This window comes from Wandonia haliotis, assembly GCF_039523435.1.
Lineage (GTDB): Bacteria > Bacteroidota > Bacteroidia > Flavobacteriales_D > Crocinitomicaceae > Wandonia > Wandonia haliotis.
In genome coordinates this window covers 247,645-266,651 of sequence record NZ_BAAAFH010000022.1, presented here as the reverse complement: position 1 = coordinate 266,651, position 19,007 = coordinate 247,645, and the positions used below count along the sequence as shown (strand labels likewise).

Sequence of the window (19,007 nt, the reverse complement as noted above, 5' to 3'; positions counted from 1 at the left end):
AAAGGAAAAATCAAGCCGGAAAGCGGACTCTTTTTTGATAGAATACAAGTAGGGAAAGAGTACGGGGTAAATAATTTTAACAAATTTTAAGGAATTAAAAAATGAGACATGTTTTTTGATGGTAATTCGCTGTTTTACAGGTTTTGTGTGATTATTTTTTGTTTTTATTTTTTTAGGAATCCAATAGTTTTTTTCAGTGATTCTAAAAAAACTCCAACCAATGTTGGAGTTGTTACGTGTCTAATGGTACACCAAAAAACAAGTATTATGAAAAAAACGTATCTTACCTTGGTTGTTGCACTGGCAGCTTTCAGTGCGAGGTCTCAATTTTTAGTCGAAGATATTAACCCCGGAGGAAATCATTCCTACCCGATGGAGATTACTCCTGTAGGTTCTGCGGTTTATTTTACGGCTGATAATGGTAGTGATGGAAATGAGTTGTGGATGTATGATGGGAGTTCTACTACATTGATTGATATCAATCCCGGGGTAGGGAGTTCGTATCCGTCCAGTCTGACAGCGGTCGGAAGTGACTTGTATTTTGTTGCTGATAATGGGACATCAGGGCCAGAGTTGTACAAGTATGACGGAAGTAGTCTTACGCAGTTTGAAATTAATCCCGGAGCAACCGGAAGCGGTGTTTCGGAGATTACCGTGTTTAACGGAAATGTGGTCTTTTCGGCCGATGACGGAACAAACGGAGCAGAGCTTTGGCAGTGTGACGGAACGAATGTGACGATGTTCGAAGTGTACACAGGGGCAAATGGTTCTTATCCGACCAGTCTTACCGTTTACGGTAACGAATTGGTTTTTAAAGCCGATGACGGAACGACGGGAATAGAAGTCTATAAATTTGATGGAAGTACCGCGAGTTTAATCGAAGACATCAATCCCGGATCAGGAAGCTCTCTGGCGAATGAGTTTACGGAATCAAACGGAATTTTATATTTCTCAGCACAGGACGATGCAAACGGTTCCGAGTTGAGAAAATATGACGGAACTTCGGTAACCCTTATTGATATTCAATCCGGTCCGAATAGTTCCTATCCGTATTCTCTTACGAGTGATGGAACTACGTTGTTCTTTACAGCAACGACTGGAACAGAAGGAACTGAATTTTATACCTACGACGGAACGGATTTGAATACCTATGACATCAATACAGGTGCAACATCTTCGTCTCCGGATAACTATGTTCCGGATGGAAACGGAGGCGTGTACTTTGCCGCTGATGACGGAACAGAAGGAAGGGAACTTTGGTATTTTGATGGAACAGCACTTTCTTCATCGGATGTTAATCCGGGAGCTTCAGGGTCAAATCCGGAGAATTTTACCCTGTATAATGGAAATGTGTTTTTCAGAGCAGATAACGGAGCAAACGGTGTCGAGCTGATGATGTATGACGGAACTACTGTTTCTCTGGTGCAGGATATTGAGGCAGGAGCAGCAGGTTCAAATCCTTCCATGCTTATGGTTGTTAACCAGCAATTGATTTTTTCAGCAATGAGCACCAGTGAAGGTAATGAATTGTATTCGTACGATGGCAACAGTGTTCAATTGCATTCGATTAATCCCGGGGCAGGAGATGCTAATCCAATGGATTTGGTTGCCATGGGAGATGTTCTGTTTTTTAGCGCAGATGATGGAACAAACGGTAACGAGTTGTTCATGATGTGTGTAGTAAATACATCGGTTACATTTCAGGATGGAATCCTAACATCGGAAGCAACCGGAGTATCTTATCAGTGGGTGGATTGTAACAACGGATATGCAGAAATTTCAGGAGAGACGAATCAGACGTTTACGCCATCTTCAAATGGAAGTTATGCGGTGGTTGTAACCTCCTCTTCGTTTGCTTGTCCGGATACGTCAGCGTGTGTAGTTATTACTAATCTGGGAATTACAGATCAGGAAGAAGACCAATGGGTAGTTTATCCGAATCCGGTTAACGACCGCTTGTTTATTGATGCAAATGTAGCGATCTCGTCTGTGCACCTGACCGCTTTAAATGGACAACAAATTCAGGTGGAAATGAACGCTGATAACAGTATTGATGTCAGAGAGCTGGCTCCGGGAGTATATTTTGTAAACCTTTCTACAGAAGAAGGTGTTCTAAGAAAACGAATTATCAAACACTAGGTTTTAGATTGCTAGTACAAGTAAGGTCGGGTAGCGATACCCGGCCTTTTTGTTGCAGTACGTTTTATTTTCTTTTTAGTTCATCTAATGTCTTTCCCTCTTTATTCTTCCAATCTTTCCATCCGTTTGAACTACGTGCCAGAATGGTAGAGGCAGCCGCGCTGGGGGATTTAAAAATATAATCTTCCTGAAATTCTAAAACACCATTTTTATCGACCAGTATTTCATCTTCAATCATAGAATCCCGCATATTCTTTATCCATTCACCAACTGTTTTACTTGTTTCTTTGTTTGCCAAACTTCCTTTGTAAACCAGAAAACCATCATCCGTTAATTCTCCCCTGGCACTCGCTTCTTTTCCTTTACAGTAAAATAGCTCTTTCGAAGATTTCGCTTTGCGTTTTTCTTCAAATAGGGGGTATCCCAATGTTGCTAAAAGAATTTTTAACGTTTCGAAATTATCCAGTAGATCGTGCTCTCTGCTTTCCGGAATGGATGGTTTCTTTGAACCATTGTCATTATCTGTTTTGTAACGCCCGATTTTCGTAGCATGTTCCAGACAATAATGCTCTAAAAATTTACCATCTGTTTTCGTGTATTCGTTTGTTTTGGTAGTTACAACAATACAATGCGTCCAGAAATCTTTATTTCTATTGTGTAGTTGAATACGTTTGTAGCAATTTTCTCCTTCTCCTATATAGACTTTTGGGCTACTGCCGTCTTTATCTGTACCAAACAAAAAATAGATCCCGGTAAAATGGACCATGTCGCGTTCGGCTACTTCCTGCATCTTATTCCGCGGAAACAAAATAGCTTTTACCAGGCGATTCGTTATTTCAGCTTCCCGGATACTGGTAGGAGATCCGTCCGGGAGGAATATTTGTATGGTTTGAGGTTTCATATCTGTTTATTCAATTATAATCAGGCATTTCAGGAACGTAATTACAGGTTCTTAAAGCTCTTCAAAGGGTAAAAATAGAACTTTTCCTGCATTTTATATCCGATCTGCTGCGGTTTGTATCTGTCCCCCGGATAGAATGACTGCACCTTTGTACTACAAATTGTTACAAACTAAAAACAGAACAAATGAGTAAAACAATTTTGATTACAGGAGCTTCGTCCGGTTTTGGTAAAGGAACAGCGATAGGACTGGCAAAAAAAGGACATAGAGTGATAGCGGCCGTACACGTTGAGCCGTTGAAGACCATTTTGTTGGAAGAAGCAAAAAAGGAAAATGTAGAACTGGAAGTAATTGTACTGGATGTAACCAAAGCGAGTGACCGACAGTATGCTGCGGAAAGATACGATGTAGATGTATTGATGAGCAATGCCGGAGTGATGGAAACCGGTCCGGTAGCTGAAATTCCGATTGAAAATGTCCGTAGAAATTATGAAGTGAATGTATTTGCCCCTTTACAGTTGGTACAGGCTTTTCTTCCGAAAATGGTAAAGAAAGGAAAAGGAAAAGTCGTTTTCACTTCCTCGATGGGTGGGCTGATTACAGTTCCTTTTGCAGCGATCTATACTTCTACAAAACACGCTTTGGAAGGAATTGCAGAAGGACTGAAAGAAGAACTAACAGGTACCGGAGTAGAGATTTGTACGGTGAATCCGGGTGTGTTTGGTACAGGATTCAATGACCGGGGAGCGGAGACCTTGTTAAAATGGTGGAACCCCGAAGTATCACTGTCTAAGCCGGAAATTATTCAGGCATTTACTGATCCTACAGCACTGGAACAACAACTGGATCCACAGGTAATGATAGATGCAATGATCCGCGTCGCGGAAGAAGAAAACTCCCTGTTTCGGAATGTCATTCCGGAGGCCATCATTCCCTGGATTAAAGCCACACAGGAGCAAGCCTGGAAAGCTCGTACAAATGATATGTTAACAGTAAATCCGGATTCACATTAAAAACAGAAACAAATGCAGCACGAAAATATTCATATCTCTACAGATGTTATTATCAACGCACCCAGACAAATCGTTTGGCAGGTTCTGTCCGATCTCGAAAAATGGCCGGAGTGGACGAGTCTGATGCTTTCGGCAAAGGGGACGTTCAAAAAGAGGAGTCAATTAATACTGGAGTTTGTCAGCCCGGATGGGGGAAGTATTGTTTTTGAACGAACGATGTTTCTCTTCGAAGAAGGAAAAGTGTTCGGATGGACAGGAGATGCTTTTGCGGGATTAAAAGATTTTCATGTTTTTGAATTGGAGGATGCCGGAAATAGTAGAACACGACTGATACAATCCGACGGTTTACACGGAGCCGATATTCCGGGAGTGGAGGAAATCGAAAAACAAATGTTGGAAGGGTATAAGGTTTTTAACCAGGAGTTGAAACAACTGGTCGAATCAGGAATATAGAAAAATGAAAACAGCTCCCGAAATATATCGAGTCGGGAGCTGTTTTTTATAAAAAATCACAGAGGAAAAAGAAACATCTGTAAATCACTAAATTTGTAGTATGAGTCAGCCGGTTATTCATGTTAAAACCCTTTCGGAAGTACATGCTATGTTTGGATTGCCTAAACCGAAGCATCCGTTGATCTCCGTATTGCGACATGCAGATTTGCAATTGGATGAAAATTTCGGAGAGCAACGATTCAGTGCGGATATGTATATGATTTCACTGAAGGATAAACAGCAGGCAGAAATGCAGTATGGTCGGAATACCTACGATTTTCAGGAGGGAACGATGGTATTTATTGCACCGGATCAGGTGTTTGCTACCCGGGGAGCTGATTTTTCAGAAACCGGGGACGAATGGAGTATTTTGGTGCACAAGGATTTTATTACCCAGTCAGATCTGTGGAGCCAAATGAGCAACTATCACTTTTTTAAATACGAGTCTAACGAGGCACTTCACCTTTCGGATGAAGAGAAAAAATCGCTGACCGAAATCGTGCAGAAAATTGAACGGGAATACCATCAGCGTATTGATAAACATACGAATGAAATTATCAGCATTAATCTGGAATCATTACTGAAATATTGTCAGCGGTACTACGATCGGCAGTTTATCACCCGTAAGAGTATCAATAAAGGGTTTTTGGTGCGGTTTGAGAACTTTCTGAAGGATTATTTTGCCGATGATCTGGCAGAGAAAGGAATGCTGACCGTGGCTGCGTGTGGTAAGGCGCTGAATATGTCTGATCACTATATGAGTGACTTGTTAAAAGCCGAAACAGGGAAAAGTGCGAAGGAACACATTGATCTGTTTTTAATAGACAAGGCAAAGCAATTACTGTTGCAATCGGAACAAAGCATCAGCGAGATTGCCTATGAACTGGGTTTCAACTATCCGAATCACTTTAGTAAACTATTCAAATCTAAAACGGGACTGAGTCCGAGTGAATTTAGAAGTTATTCGTAAATAAGATATGATTTTTATAGGAAGAATCCGGACAGTTTGAACGTATTGGCTGACTTGAATATCGTTCTGCTATCTGAAGTTCCATTTCACTGGATTTCTTAGAACAATAAATTGTTCTGTTAAGGCGTTACTTTGTTGATAATCAAATTGTATTGCCTTATGAAGCTCTTTGTCATTCCTTTTGTGCTATTTATGCTTTTTTCCTGTAAACAAAAATGTGATGATCCTAAAGCCACCAATACCGGTTTTAAGCAGGAGTGTACTTATCCCGGAAAAGGTCTTATCTATGAATATTCGTTAGATGCAATACCCGGATTGGATAGCACGGGTAATCCCTGGCCTGAAGAAGATCTGTATTATACCTTAACCGATTCGAACCAGGACCTTGTATTTGTTTCAGATACTTTTGCCAATTCGAATATTCCACATGTTGAAAACCTTACAACGGATCCGATAGTGGTAATGACCTATAACACAACCGAAGACTGGAAAATTCATTTGTACGGTTCCGTTTCCGGACTGATCGATTCTCTTGTGTTTGATTATAAGGACTATATGTTCGGTGGTAACGCTCAGGAACTTTATCCGGAAAACCTCCAATTGGAGAAGAACGGATTCCGGTACCATTTTGTTATCGATTGGTATTCCAGTTTTTTACAGTGATGGGGATGGTGTGTGTTTATGAAGGTTTATTTTATCGTCCTGATATTTCTTCTCAAACTGTTCGGATAATAGTCTTAAATAGATCTTAATCTTATTGTATTTTAGTTTATTAGTTCTATAATTGCGTTAAATAATAATAATCACACATCGTTAAATAATAAAGATAAAACAACGCTAAACAATATAGCCCTGCCAGCATTCAAGAAGTAGTAAAAAAGCTGTAAAAAAGGCAGACATTAAGAAAAAAGTCACACTTCATCGGTTACGGCATAGCTATGCTACCCATTTATTGGAAAGTGGTACAGATCTTCGCTTTATTCAGGAATTACTAGGACATAGCAGTTCAAAGACAACCGAGATTACACGCGATTGATTAATAGATACATACAACGAATAAAAAGTCCGTTTGATGATTTGTAAATCAAAAACATTTCATTAATTTTCACAATGTAATATTCAGTAAAACTGTACAATATTTCCATATTGTAGATGATAGTGTATGATTAAATTGGATGTATAAACTAGTTATAGGTAATAATGAAGAGAACCCGAAAAATACGTGGTAACAAAAGAAAGTTCAGAAAGATTGAGCAGTGGGTTTCAATGAATAAAGAACTCGATCTTGATGAACTTGACAATTACAAAAGGGAATATTGCAAAGTCAGGATTATCCCTTGGGGAACTCGAATATCATTGACAAATTCCATTTTTCCTGAGCCTTATGGGCAATTAAAACAGGAAATTATTAAAGGATTAGTTGATATTTACGATTGTTGGAAAAAGAAACTTGATAAATTAGACAAGCCATACTATCTGAAAATATGGCTGTGCATACCACATATTTCAAAATCACAAGTTGTGTGTGCTATTGATGATCAAATAGATTTTTATCAGAATACATTCTTTAATCCTAAGGACTATAAAAAACTTAATTGCAATCAATTCGGTTCAATAGGTCGACAGATTTCTGAATTTGAATGGGAACATAGGATAGATGAAGATTTTATTTTTGAATCTGACTTTGAATCTGACCTTGACAATGATTATTTAAAATATTTGAATGATAAAAAGAAAAAGGCTCAACGAATTTCTGAACTTAATTTTGAATTCAAAGAAGGTGTAAAGGATATTGCTTATGGATTCAAAGTTGGAGATCTCTGGTTGGGTTCTCGTTGAATAGATGCCTATAACAGCAAATAAACGCAACCGCCAAAAGCACTATATTTAAAAGGCGGTAGCGCCTATTTGCAAACCGTTGTGTGCAAGCTTAAAAAACGAACTGCAATGAAGATAATTTTATCATTTTTACTATTAACTCTTTCTGCGTGCGGACAGAATAACTCAAAGACATTTTCGGAAAAGCATCCAATACAGATTGACTCAGTAGAGAATATTTATATAAAAAAGTCATCGATTGATAAGGATTCAATTAAGCTAAATGATTTACAAAAAGAAGCTTTTATTGAAAAATGGAACAATTCGGAATCGGTAGGATTGTATAATTACTTACCTGAATTTTGGATAATATTAAAAGAAAAAGACGGTTCGATTAGAAAGTTCAGGACAAATAACGATAAGATAAAGGAAAACAATGATTGGTCATTTTCTATCGGAGATACAGCATTTATAAATTCAATATGGAAATCAAATAACCTTTTTCCAAGACCAGAACAATATGACCCAATTACGTTTATTAATTCAGTTTCAAGAATTGTAAACTCGGACAATAAAACATTGATTCCATGCATGACTATGCTTGATGAATTTCCAGTTGACTGGGTAAAGAAAGAACATATTGATACTTTGATAACTATGTTGGACTCAAAAGATTCTTGTGGCTGTTTCTTGAATCCACTTTCATCGTATATTCCGACTGGATTTGCAGAAAAAGGTGCGTATGCAGCAATTTTTATAAAAGCATATAAAGACAAACAAGCTGTTTTATTTGGGTTATATGCTTGTCCAAAGATTGATAAGGAACTAAATGAAGAATTAATAAATTGGTGGAATAGAACTACGGATGAATAAAAGCCAGTACACAACAATGTATAAAAATAATAGCCGAGACAGTAGTAAATTCACAGGTTGTAGCCCGCTTCAACTTTCTTGTAACTTGACAGGAAAGTGCAACGCAATCGGCTACTATTCTTATAATCAACGTTATCCTCAATAATGAAGAACATATTTTTAATCATATCAATGACATTAATCAGTTCAAGTTTGTTTGGACAAGTTTGGAGCTATCCACCGGAGGTTTTATATATCCATAAAGAATATAGTGCCATTAAAAATGGATGGTGTTAGAACCTTTCGAGCTTGGAGGAGAGAAATATCTGCAAGTGATAGTTTAAGTGAATTTGAATTGACAATAACAAAAGAATTTGATTCGCTCGGAAGAATAACCAATATTGTTAAAGATGAAGACACTGTTACCTATAGAAAATTTATTGAGGGATATTGGTCTGAAGGAGAGAAGGACGGTGAGACTTTTGAGCAAGTCCTGAAATTTGACGAGAATGGTAATATCGTATGTCGAAAATATGGTAACCAAATTGACTCTGTTGTCTATGATGATCTTAACCGACCGATAGCGAGGTACTCAAGTTACGAATCCTGTTTTTGGGTTTATGAAAATGGTCATTTGATTTCATACATCAAGAAAAATGACGGTGAAATTTTTGAAGAAACAAAATACTATCATGATACGTTGAATTCAAATTTATCATATAAAACATGTAGCTATTCAAAAATTGGAGATAAAACCGTTCAATCTTGTGATTCAACATTTGCGAGGCTTAATCAAATTGATGAGCCTAGTTACGTTTTAAATATTGATTATGGTTGGAATGAAGCTGACACAATAATTATGACTGTTGAATATGATGAATACTTCAATGTGATTGGTGGAATGTTCGGTTGCCAAAGAATTGAATTTAAATGCGATAATGCAGGATATCGAATTTACTCAAGACAATATGATTGTTATAACAAATTAATCCATGAAGAAAAGTTTGAGTCGAATTTTAATATGAGGATAATATCAACTAAAAGCCACGGGCTGAACAACCACACCCTAGAAGCCCGCATCTCCTAGTTGAGAAAGGTTAGCGGTAATTATTCTGAGAGAATTAAAGATTAGCTTTATTTTCACTCATCTTTTTTAAGCCTTTCATCAATTGGTAACTCTATAAAATCAACAATCTCAACTTTTCCAAAGTCTTTATATAAAGGATTGAGTATTATGTTGGATTCCAAACCCACAATTGTAGAGGGAACCCGGAGGGCAAAGACATTCCTGTCTTTTGCTAGACTTGTAAAAACAGAAGTGGTTTTCGATGAATAAGGATATTGATTCCACCGCTCTGGAAGCTCTTTTAGTTCTTCAATTTTAAATTCATCTGGAAACTTAATTTTGGCAACTAAAATCTTGCTCGGCAAGTTCGTGATATTTTCGGAATGAACATAATACTCCAATAAAGCCAATGAAATATTTTCTGAACAATAAACCGCTCTAGTACCTATTTCATTCCATCTACCACCAACCTTTTCAGCTCCAATTCCTGATAAAGTGGAATTTTTATACTTCACATTAGCGACTCTATAAACTATCATTAGCTGTACACGTTATATTGAATTCTAACAATCTCATTTTCGACCATTTCAAACCCAAAGCTACTATCCAGCAAATCAAAAGGCTTCTTGCTTCCAAGCGCTCTAGATGGAGTCATAAGCCAATTCTTAAAGTCTTCCTTAGTATCAAAAACTTCATAACCTAATCCGAATAATCTGGCCAACTCGTAGATTCTTTCAGAAGTCTCTTTGCCGTATACACTTTTCTTTTGCATACTGCTTATTGATGCAGGCAGAATGTTCGCAAACTCTTTTTCAGTTGCCCCTAAATAAGAAATCAAATATTTCCAATCGGTTTTTTTGACTCCATTGCGAATACGGTCAATAAGTTCTAATTTATAACCCGGTGCGTCCTTGGCATGTACAACAACCCAAGCTGGTGAAAATTTATCCAAACTAGCAATTCCAGTTCTCTTTTGGCCTACACCTATATGCTTACCTCTCTCTTTCCTGCCTACTTCTCTTGATGTTTTTAATTTACCCATTATTGTATTTTTACTTGTGTTCTATTGTAAATATACAACTATTATTCCAGCAATCAAAGTATACTGCTAACATCGGCTATACTTCACCGCCGAAAGTGTTATATTTGTTAGGCGGCGAAAGCATAGCTCTAACCGTTATGTGTAATGACAATCAGTACTAAAATGAAGTGGATAAATACAATTTTCATCATGCTTTTATTTTACTCATGTAATAATGAGAATGAAAAAATGAGCCATTCAGATTTGGTTGACGATGATTGTATTTCTGATATCGTAAATAAAGATGATGTTGAAGAGGTAACGGAGGAAAATGAGCTTAAAGTAATTCTAGGTTCATTACAATTCAAACTAGAGAAAAAAGATCCAAAAGTTGTATATCTGAATACTCTAATTAATCCAACAAAAATCAATAAGGAAGTTAAATCAGGAAAATCAGATGAAGCTGAATATTTTGCCACCTATCTCGGACAAATTACACTAAACGAGAAAGATCTTCATGTATTTAAGCAGTTTTATACAATTCAGGCAGCAATTGAAAAACACGGATGTAGTGTAATTATTTTTATGGACAAACAGGGCGCTTCATATTACGATATGGAATTACCAGAATATTTACCTATTGATATGAAAAATGGCTCATTTAGATTTAAGCACAAAAACGATACATTGTTAATGAAAATTGAACACTTATCAGAAAACGATTTAATATTAAGAAATACACATAACACTCAGTAAGTAATATGGCGCACGAACTTATTGAAGAGAAAGCGCCACATCGCCTAGTGCGAAAACGTTATATGTAACCAAACACCAAGACTCAATTATTTCTTTTACATGAATCGCTATAAAATTATAACAATCCTCACTTTACTGATTCTCTACAATTGCGGTACTAGTAAAAATGGATCCAATTTAATTGAAACGAAATATTCCAATTTAATTCAAATAGATTCTAGTGGTATTTACAAAGGTTTAAAAGGAAATTTGTGGGGATTGGTTACGAAAGACAGCTCAGAACTCACCGAGTTTAAATATTCAGATATTGGAACATTTCAGAAAGGATTCGCTGCTTTTTCAATTTTTGATAATGGAGGCTATGGATTGTATAAAGGATATTTAGATTTAAAAGGAAATGAATTTATATATCCATATTTGAATTTTGAATCTTTAAATTGGAATATTTCAAATGCTCCAAAAGAGATTCCTGATAGTTCACATATTCTTGGGAAGCATTCGTATTTGAATTTCAACTGGACTTTACCATCAATGCTAAATCATAATCTTCAGGCTTTTATTCTTGAACCACAATCTTATGATGATTTAGGTAACTTGGACAAAATCTGTACTGGATACGGGATGTTGATATCAGGAGGAAATTTTTCAGGAGATTATATGTATGAAGAACCAGACAAATGGAATTCATTTAAACTGAATACTCTTTACAATATTATTGGAAATGAGAATTTAAGAGAACTAACATGGAAATGGGCATACCCTTATTACAAAGATGCTTTCAGTAAATTGAATCCATTTGTAAAACAAACATATCAAGACTGCTTCAAATATTTGAATGATCATATTGAAAATTTTAACAGAAAAAAATATGAAGAGTTTTTGATGAAAGATGAAAAGAATTTTGCCAAGTTTGACATTAATGGAAATATTGATAGTAAGCGAAAACTTAGTGCATTTGTCGATAGGTTGATTTTAGTTCATGAAGTAATCTCACCCGAAGATGCAAAAAGATGGATTAATAAAATTTATTCAGAAGTTAGACAATGGAAATAAGGCCACATATAACATCAACTAGAAGCCACAGGCTGAACAGCCGCAACCGTGAAGCCCGCGTCTCCTAGTTGAGAACCGTTATGCTTCACAACATGAACCAAGCAATAAAATGAAATTAAAAACCTTATCAATAACAGTAATTTATACATTGGTGCTCTTCGTAGGAATAGGTCAAGACACTCTGAAAATTGAAAAACTGATAAAATGGGAGGAAACTGAGTTTAATTTTAACAAATATCTCAAGCCAATATTAATTGAATTAAAAGACAAGCAACCTATAACAGGTTGGGTAAGAGTTGAATCTAAAAACAGGTTGTCAATACGCCATTACAGAAACGGAATAGAGGATGGTTATTCGGCAACCTATATAAAAAAAAGAGGTACTTACCATTTAAATGAAACAAGACTTTACACGCAAGGAGAAATAGAATTATCAGCTAATTTTTCATCCAAGAAACAACACCAAGATTCAAATTCATACTCTTGGGGGCTGACATCATTTAAAATTTGGAATCCTAATCCATTCGACAAAAAATTAATTTGTCGAGAAATAAAGAACATAGAGAAAAATGAAGTAATTGAATACAAATATTATCCTGAAACGAATAAGAAACTTAAGGTAAAATATCGCACGATGGATTCTGTCATTTTGATGAAAAAAAATATCGAGAATTTGGGAATGAAGTATTTTCCGAATATACTGAATGAGCGTACCGATTTTTTTTCATTTATTAGATATGATGGATACTATTTTTACAACCAGTGCGAAGACACAAATTGTTTGAATGGAACTTCTTTCGTAATTAAATTTTATCCCAATGGATCAATTCGGATGAAAAAAATGGACAAGATAACTAAAGACTATTATGATTGGGAATCCTGTAGCGAATACCAAATAAGTTTTTCTAATCCAATCAACACAACGGCTAATCACTTTAATTTAGTTGGGAAAGAAATCAATTCACATAGAGGGTATTTTATTCCAACTGGATTATTCATGGAGGTTCAAGAATATGGTTATGGACCGTATTTCCGACATTATTTATATTTTAAAAAAGAATAATACCGCTAACATGCGGTAAAAAATGGCGCATGATTATACTCGAGAAAAGCGCCACTTTTCCTACTGCAGAACCGTAAGTCAAAAAAGCTTACAAAACATTCAAAGTCCGTTTGATGATTTATAAATCAAAAACATTTCATTAATTTTCACAATGTAATATTCAGTAAAACTGTACAATATTTCCATATTGTAGACGATAGTGTATGGTTAAATTGGATGTATAAACTAGTTAGTGGCAACCTTTGGACACAGCACACTATACAGAAAAAGTATGACAACAGAACATATTGAACAAATATTTACCGACTATATTAAAACAGACAAAACGCAATATGCGATTTTGCTAAATGGTAGTTGGGGTTGTGGAAAGACATACTTTTGGAAATACACATTAGACAAACTTGCAAAGGACAGTAAGTTTAATACGATTTATTTGTCGCTAAATGGAATTAGCAAAATAGAAGACCTTGACCATCAGCTATTCATAAAGCTAATACCTTTCATTAGCAATCAAGAAAACAACATAATAAAAAATGCGACAAAGTTTTTGGGTAATGCGTTAAACAAACTAAGCAGCCATTATCTTAACGCTAGTTTATCAGCCATTTTCAAAGGCGTAAGCATTGACACTTTTAATTTTTCAAAATACATAGTTTGTTTTGACGACTTGGAACGTTGCCAAATTCCTGTAAAAGAGGTTTTAGGTTTCATCAATAATTTAGTTGAACATAAAAACTTGAAAACAATAATTCTTGCTCACGAGCCAGAAATTGACAAGGCAAACGGATACGAAAGAATTAAAGAAAAAGTAGTTGGTCGTGATTTAAAATTTGAGCTTGACATTGCTTCAACTTTGCCTAACCTCTTTGACAAATATAGCACCAACACAGACTTTCATAATTTCTTGATGGCTCAAAAAAATGTCATTACAGAAGTATTAATTGAATATAAACAAGATAACCTTAGAATAATCACTTTCTATTTGGACACATTGGAAAGAGTTTTTCCTGCATTTAAAAATATCGAAACAGCATATATTCAAGAAATAATTCTGTTTTCCGCAATTATTACAATTGAATATAAAAGTGGCGGATTTTCTTCTGCGGATTACAATAATTTTAAAGGTATTGACATTATTGACGAACACTACTATTCTTTATACATTGCAAGGACAATAAGGAAATCAGAGAAAGAGGAAAAAGAAAGAGATAAACCTTATGCCGAAACTTTTTATGAGAAGTATTTAGACAAAAAAGTAAAAGAATATTTCTTCTATCCGTCAATATATTCATATATTCTGTCAGGTTATTTTGACCAAACAAAATTAGAAAATGAGATTAAAAAACGTTATCCTGAAGTCATTTCAAAAGAAATTCAAGATTTCAGAACGTTACTTCACTACAAATTTCGTGAACTATCAGACGAAGATTTTGCAAGGCTTACAAAAGACGTTTTACAATACGCTAAAGAGGGCAAGTATTCCATTTACGATTACGTTCAAATTGCAAACTTCTTTTACTTTTTCTCTAAAAACAACCTTATTACTGAAAGCAAAGAGGACATTGATAAAATAATCAATGACGGGCTTGATATTGCTAAATCACGAAAACAAATCAATGACAAAGTTCTTGAAAATCTTTTACATTTTGGGGACGAAAACCCTGACGTAACTGTAATAAAGAAACTTATTAAAGAAATCCATAACGAAATAAAAAAAGAGGAATACGTTGCAAACAGCAACGAACTTATTGACTGTTTAACAAACAAAGACGAGTTTGTGTTAGCAGAAATTTTTGAAAAGCATAAATTCTCAAAAGAGCTTTTTCAATACACAGACGACAAACTTTTACTTGATACAATTTTAAAAATTTCCAATAAGCAGTTATTCAATTTTACAGAGTTACTGCGACATCGTTACGAAATTAGCAACATTGGAGAGTTTTTGTTTGAGGATACAGACTGTTTGAATAAATTAAAGACAAGGTTATCGGACTACCTTGACAAAAATGAAAACATTGAGCAGCCAAGAAAATTCTTGTTCGCCACATTAGAAACGACTTTAATGTTGACAATTCAACACCTAAATGACACGAGAAAAAAATAAGGCAGCCACTAACAGGCGTTTGGCTCAATGGCCGGTGAAGTGGTTAATTGAACACTCTACCTCGCATCAACTTTTGTGGTGTATTGACAGTTTTGTGCTTCGAAACCCGCCACTGCGCCAAGCGCCAAACCGTTGGTGGCAAGGCTAACTGACACTTCACAGACAGACAAATTCAAAATAAACGAAGAATGAAAATAGTTTTTATAATAATCGGACTGATAGTTTTAGCAATTGTAGTTTTTGCTGTTTACAGACTTGTAACTGTTAAACGACAGAACAACAAACTCAACGCAGAACGTTTTGATAGAGTTAAAGAACTCTACGACAAACTTGAAAGTGGACAAGAAATTACAGAAAATGATGTTTTGCCATTTGCGAAAAACATATTAACCAGACAGACAGCATTTCAACTTTTAGCAGACCACAACAAGACAAATCTTTTTCCGAAGGAGTTCAATAATTTAATTTCAGGTGCTGAAAGTAATCTTGCAAATTGGTTAGAGTTTCCGACTGAACTTGATGCTTGCCCTGACGAAATTGAACATATTAAACGTGTAACCTTTGACTTTGACGGACAAAATAACTTTGTTCACTATGAAGTTTTTAAATGGAGAGTGAGCGAACCGCATTGGGCTGCAAAAGACGGATGGTTTTTAGGTGTAGTTGGACCATATTTTGACGACAGCAAACCTTACGATTTTCCGCAAGCGACTTTTAGCAGAATAAGTAGTACGTTAGACAAAGTAACGCCAGACGAAGAAGCAAAATGGGTGCACGAAAACATATCAATGAGACGATGAAAGGAAGCCCAGCCACCAACACGGGTTTTGCGTCAGGCGGGCTGACGTGCAAAATTGGAGCCTTGTACTTCTAATGAACTTTAGTAATAAATTGAAACTTTGTGCTCCGAAACCCGCCCGAACGCAAAGCCCTAAAACGTTATGTACAATAAAATGAAGAAGCTTATACTCTTCCTGTTAATTTGCAATTGCAGTTCGTCGTACTCGCAAGACTCGCTATATGTTGGAAAAAGTTTTGTTTTACCTGAAGTCCGTTATCCGGTTTGTATAAGTTGGGGAGAAGAATGGGCAGAAAAGCAATTTCAAGAAGAGTATTCTTCTGTTTTTGATAGCATTTCTCAATTTCTAAAATCGAATAACAAAATCAAGTTTGAAATTCGATTTTACACTGATTCAAGAGGTAGTGATTCTGCAAACTTGGTTCTGTCTCAAAGAAACGCTGATGACTGGTACAGCAGACTCGTAAAACGAGGTGTTGATTCTTCACAGTTAAAATCAATAGGATTTGGTGAGTCAACCCCAAGAACAGTTTGGGTAAAAGATAATATTTACTATTTGGATAAATCCAAAGATGTTCAAGCTTTGCCCGTTGTATTAACAGAACACTACATCAATACATTTCGAAAAACAGATAAAAGAAGGTATGAAATGCTCCATCAACTAAACAGAAGAGAAGAGCTCGTCATTACTTCGATTGAAAAATAAATGTACATAACAGCAAATAAACAAAAACGCCAAAAGTATTATATTCGAGAAGGCACCTTTGCCTAGTTCAGAACCGTTATAGAGAATGAAGAGCATAATAACCGTATTGACAATAATTTTTGTGAGTAATTGTTATTCACAGAATGAAGAATTTTGGTTCCCGAAAGGGATGCCGATTAATCCAGTGGATAATAGATTAAAAAATTTAGGTGTAAATCAAATTGAAATATTTACCATAATCAAAGAGGACACAATAGATAAAAAAAATAAGGTTAATCAAATAATATTTATGGATTACCTTTTTAAATACGATTCCATTTCCCGTCTTTCCAGAATAATGTACAATTTCAGCGAATCCTTAGATTATGAAATGTTACCTAATTCTAAAACTGTTTCTATAAAGGCACATTTAGATACCAACTTTGTTCATTCATTGATATATGCGAGTGACACGATTTTGTTTAGCTCATGGATTAATTATTATCAATATGATGGCATCCAATTAAGAAATATAGAAATAGGTCGACCACAAAGAATTGAAGATGGGGTATTTATTAGAGAAAAAATAATTGTGAATAGCAGAATTGAATCTATCCACGAAGGAGGTTTATTAAAAGAAGAGAAAGTTTATCACGACAATCAATTGTTCGCTACGAAGAATTATGAATATGTTACACTTGAAAAAAATGACAAACAATATCAATTTCTCACAAAAATTATAATGAATTTCCACAATGATAATTATACAACTGAGCAAATAATAAGATACTCTCTATAACATCAACTAAAAGCCACGGGCTGAACAATCACAACCGAGAAGCCCGCATCTCCTAGTTGAGAACCGTTAGCTTGCATTTGAAATGACACTAATCCTAGACGATACAAAACAACTTGAATTTCACACTGACATGGGTGAAATAATCAAACCAATCAAGGAAGAACTGAAATCGTTGAATTGGATTTTAACGAATCAAGAGTACACTTTGCTCGATTACAAAGAAAAAGGAGTAGTGGAGAAACTTGACCATGAATCAGAAATAATTCACTTTGACGGACAGGAACTCTTGGAGATTTTAGAAAGCCGACAAATCCAATTCATTTGGGGAGTATTCTGCGCGACCAAGAAAAGAATTCTGAAACTTGACCAAGACCAAATACCCTACGCTGACATGAATAGTGAAATTTGGACAAGTCCTGACAAATTTCTACTCCCTGACTCTGAAATTGAAATCATCTGTTTTGACAGTTCTTACACGATTATAAAATTTAAAGACAAAGAATTAGAAGAGCGTTGGAGAATTAAATTTACTGACGCGAAAAAATTAAAAAAGAAAAACGCAAGCTAACACAGCATATAGCTTATGGCGGGTAAACGGCTACCAGTAAGGTTTTCGCTTCAAAGCCAGCTTTGGTTTTGGGGAAAGGAAAGTTCTTCGAAACCGTCACAAGCCATATGTAAACCGTTATGGGCAAGTAAAAAATAAAATTGGAGACCAGAAACCATATAAAACGGGGCGACACTGAAAAGCCATATGAGTAGGGAATTAAATATTATAATAGTATGGGATATGTAAGAAACGACTTTGGAACACTATCAAATGTCAAAAAAGATTATTCATTTGTAAAAATTACAAACACGAATGGAGAAGTGAGGAAAATGAGTCTAAAAAAATATAAGGACTCTGCTGAAGAAGTTTATTCAAAGGCACAAAATCTTATCGGAAAAGAAGTTAGTATCTTAACTAGTCAGAACACTTCTGATTGGAGTTCATCTGAATGGTTTAGCGATATTTTTGAGAAATAAGAATCTGAAATTCTGAAATAATATGAAGATTAACATCAAAATACATAGAGAACGTAAAAATGACAACTCATTTCACAACGGAATAATTGAGTTTGAAAACGGCTTACAAATTCCTTTTCAAGTTTCAGATGATAAATTGAAAGAAATTCATTACGAACAATTATTAAAAGACTCTCAACTTGCTAATGGACAAAATGTTTATCAAGCGACATTTGAATTAACAAGCGACTAAAAACCAGCCCATAACAAAGGCTATACGTAATGCGGGTTTCAGTGCAAACTGAAAGGTCTGTGCTTTCTATCCGCCAAAACTTCGTTTTGACGTTTTTGTTGGGTAAATTTAAAACGAAAAAACAAAGTTTTGGCTACCGTATGTGCTAAACTGAAAGTGAAGTACTTCGAAATCCCCACGTTTCTTAGCCAAACCGTTATCCTCAATTAGAATGGAAG

At 35.5% G+C, this 19,007-nt stretch carries 21 protein-coding genes and 1 pseudogene; 19 read left to right on the top strand and 3 right to left on the bottom strand.

What is annotated here, in order from left to right:
* Positions 1 to 267: 267 nt before the first annotated feature.
* Positions 268 to 2,139, top strand: coding sequence for a T9SS type A sorting domain-containing protein (locus ABDZ97_RS13910; protein ID WP_343788866.1), 1,872 nt, complete (start codon positions 268 to 270; stop codon positions 2,137 to 2,139).
* Positions 2,140 to 2,203: 64 nt separating this feature from the next.
* Here the strand turns inward: ABDZ97_RS13910 and ABDZ97_RS13905 are convergent, their stop codons facing one another.
* Positions 2,204 to 3,040, bottom strand: a complete 837-nt coding sequence (locus ABDZ97_RS13905) for a GIY-YIG nuclease family protein (RefSeq protein ID WP_343788863.1) — start codon at positions 3,038 to 3,040, stop codon at positions 2,204 to 2,206.
* A 185-nt stretch (positions 3,041 to 3,225) separates the two neighbouring features.
* Between ABDZ97_RS13905 and ABDZ97_RS13900 the strand changes: the two genes are divergently transcribed.
* The 8 genes and pseudogenes from ABDZ97_RS13900 to ABDZ97_RS13865 all read left to right on the top strand — a co-directional run bounded on the left by ABDZ97_RS13900 (position 3,226) and on the right by ABDZ97_RS13865 (position 9,272).
* The gene (locus tag ABDZ97_RS13900; RefSeq protein WP_343788860.1) at positions 3,226 to 4,053 is read left to right on the top strand and encodes an SDR family oxidoreductase; all 828 of its coding nucleotides are present in this window, start codon (positions 3,226 to 3,228) and stop codon (positions 4,051 to 4,053) included.
* Between the two features lie 12 nt (positions 4,054 to 4,065).
* Positions 4,066 to 4,506 carry an SRPBCC family protein gene (locus ABDZ97_RS13895; protein WP_343788857.1) on the top strand — a complete coding sequence of 147 codons (441 nt, stop codon included), beginning with the start codon at positions 4,066 to 4,068 and terminating at the stop codon, positions 4,504 to 4,506.
* Positions 4,507 to 4,606: 100 nt separating this feature from the next.
* Positions 4,607 to 5,515, top strand: coding sequence for a helix-turn-helix domain-containing protein (locus ABDZ97_RS13890; protein WP_343788854.1), 909 nt, complete (start codon positions 4,607 to 4,609; stop codon positions 5,513 to 5,515).
* A 159-nt stretch (positions 5,516 to 5,674) separates the two neighbouring features.
* Positions 5,675 to 6,178, top strand: a complete 504-nt coding sequence (locus ABDZ97_RS13885) for a hypothetical protein (protein ID WP_343788851.1) — start codon at positions 5,675 to 5,677, stop codon at positions 6,176 to 6,178.
* A gap of 182 nt (positions 6,179 to 6,360) precedes the next feature.
* A pseudogene (locus ABDZ97_RS13880) lies at positions 6,361 to 6,598 on the top strand (tyrosine-type recombinase/integrase); the annotation flags it as partial.
* A gap of 117 nt (positions 6,599 to 6,715) precedes the next feature.
* Positions 6,716 to 7,354 (top strand): hypothetical protein, encoded by a 639-nt coding sequence (locus tag ABDZ97_RS13875; RefSeq protein WP_343788849.1) that lies wholly within the window; start codon positions 6,716 to 6,718, stop codon positions 7,352 to 7,354.
* Between the two features lie 108 nt (positions 7,355 to 7,462).
* A complete protein-coding gene (locus ABDZ97_RS13870; RefSeq protein WP_343788846.1) occupies positions 7,463 to 8,206 on the top strand; it encodes a hypothetical protein in 744 nt (247 codons plus the stop codon).
* Positions 8,207 to 8,402: 196 nt separating this feature from the next.
* Positions 8,403 to 9,272: a hypothetical protein gene (locus ABDZ97_RS13865; protein WP_343788843.1), complete on the top strand. Its 870-nt coding sequence runs from the start codon at positions 8,403 to 8,405 to the stop codon at positions 9,270 to 9,272.
* A 53-nt stretch (positions 9,273 to 9,325) separates the two neighbouring features.
* On the opposite strand, the gene ABDZ97_RS13860 is transcribed toward ABDZ97_RS13865, so the two are convergent.
* A complete protein-coding gene (locus ABDZ97_RS13860; protein ID WP_343788840.1) occupies positions 9,326 to 9,790 on the bottom strand; it encodes an RES family NAD+ phosphorylase in 465 nt (154 codons plus the stop codon).
* Positions 9,790 to 10,293, bottom strand: coding sequence for a type II RES/Xre toxin-antitoxin system antitoxin (gene parS, locus ABDZ97_RS13855; protein ID WP_343788837.1), 504 nt, complete (start codon positions 10,291 to 10,293; stop codon positions 9,790 to 9,792). The genes ABDZ97_RS13860 and parS overlap by 1 nt, the downstream gene beginning before the upstream one ends.
* A gap of 228 nt (positions 10,294 to 10,521) precedes the next feature.
* On the opposite strand from parS, the gene ABDZ97_RS13850 reads away from it, so the two are divergent.
* The 10 genes from ABDZ97_RS13850 to ABDZ97_RS13805 all read left to right on the top strand — a co-directional run bounded on the left by ABDZ97_RS13850 (position 10,522) and on the right by ABDZ97_RS13805 (position 18,789).
* Positions 10,522 to 11,028, top strand: a complete 507-nt coding sequence (locus tag ABDZ97_RS13850) for a hypothetical protein (RefSeq protein WP_343788834.1) — start codon at positions 10,522 to 10,524, stop codon at positions 11,026 to 11,028.
* Positions 11,029 to 11,127: 99 nt separating this feature from the next.
* A complete protein-coding gene (locus ABDZ97_RS13845; protein ID WP_343788831.1) occupies positions 11,128 to 12,081 on the top strand; it encodes a hypothetical protein in 954 nt (317 codons plus the stop codon).
* A gap of 109 nt (positions 12,082 to 12,190) precedes the next feature.
* Entirely contained in the window at positions 12,191 to 13,144 is a 954-nt protein-coding gene (locus ABDZ97_RS13840; protein ID WP_343788828.1) for a hypothetical protein, read from the top strand.
* 271 nt (positions 13,145 to 13,415) lie between these two features.
* Positions 13,416 to 15,248: a P-loop NTPase fold protein gene (locus ABDZ97_RS13835; RefSeq protein ID WP_343788825.1), complete on the top strand. Its 1,833-nt coding sequence runs from the start codon at positions 13,416 to 13,418 to the stop codon at positions 15,246 to 15,248.
* A gap of 188 nt (positions 15,249 to 15,436) precedes the next feature.
* On the top strand, positions 15,437 to 16,048 hold the full coding sequence (locus tag ABDZ97_RS13830; RefSeq protein ID WP_343788822.1) for a FeoB-associated Cys-rich membrane protein: 612 nt from the start codon (positions 15,437 to 15,439) through the stop codon (positions 16,046 to 16,048).
* A gap of 153 nt (positions 16,049 to 16,201) precedes the next feature.
* Positions 16,202 to 16,753: an OmpA family protein gene (locus ABDZ97_RS13825; RefSeq protein WP_343788819.1), complete on the top strand. Its 552-nt coding sequence runs from the start codon at positions 16,202 to 16,204 to the stop codon at positions 16,751 to 16,753.
* A gap of 85 nt (positions 16,754 to 16,838) precedes the next feature.
* Positions 16,839 to 17,531: a hypothetical protein gene (locus ABDZ97_RS13820; protein WP_343788816.1), complete on the top strand. Its 693-nt coding sequence runs from the start codon at positions 16,839 to 16,841 to the stop codon at positions 17,529 to 17,531.
* Between the two features lie 130 nt (positions 17,532 to 17,661).
* Positions 17,662 to 18,099 carry a hypothetical protein gene (locus ABDZ97_RS13815; RefSeq protein ID WP_343788813.1) on the top strand — a complete coding sequence of 146 codons (438 nt, stop codon included), beginning with the start codon at positions 17,662 to 17,664 and terminating at the stop codon, positions 18,097 to 18,099.
* Between the two features lie 215 nt (positions 18,100 to 18,314).
* Positions 18,315 to 18,557, top strand: a complete 243-nt coding sequence (locus ABDZ97_RS13810; protein ID WP_343788810.1) for a hypothetical protein — start codon at positions 18,315 to 18,317, stop codon at positions 18,555 to 18,557.
* 22 nt (positions 18,558 to 18,579) lie between these two features.
* Positions 18,580 to 18,789 carry a hypothetical protein gene (locus ABDZ97_RS13805; protein WP_343788807.1) on the top strand — a complete coding sequence of 70 codons (210 nt, stop codon included), beginning with the start codon at positions 18,580 to 18,582 and terminating at the stop codon, positions 18,787 to 18,789.
* Positions 18,790 to 19,007: the final 218 nt, after the last annotated feature.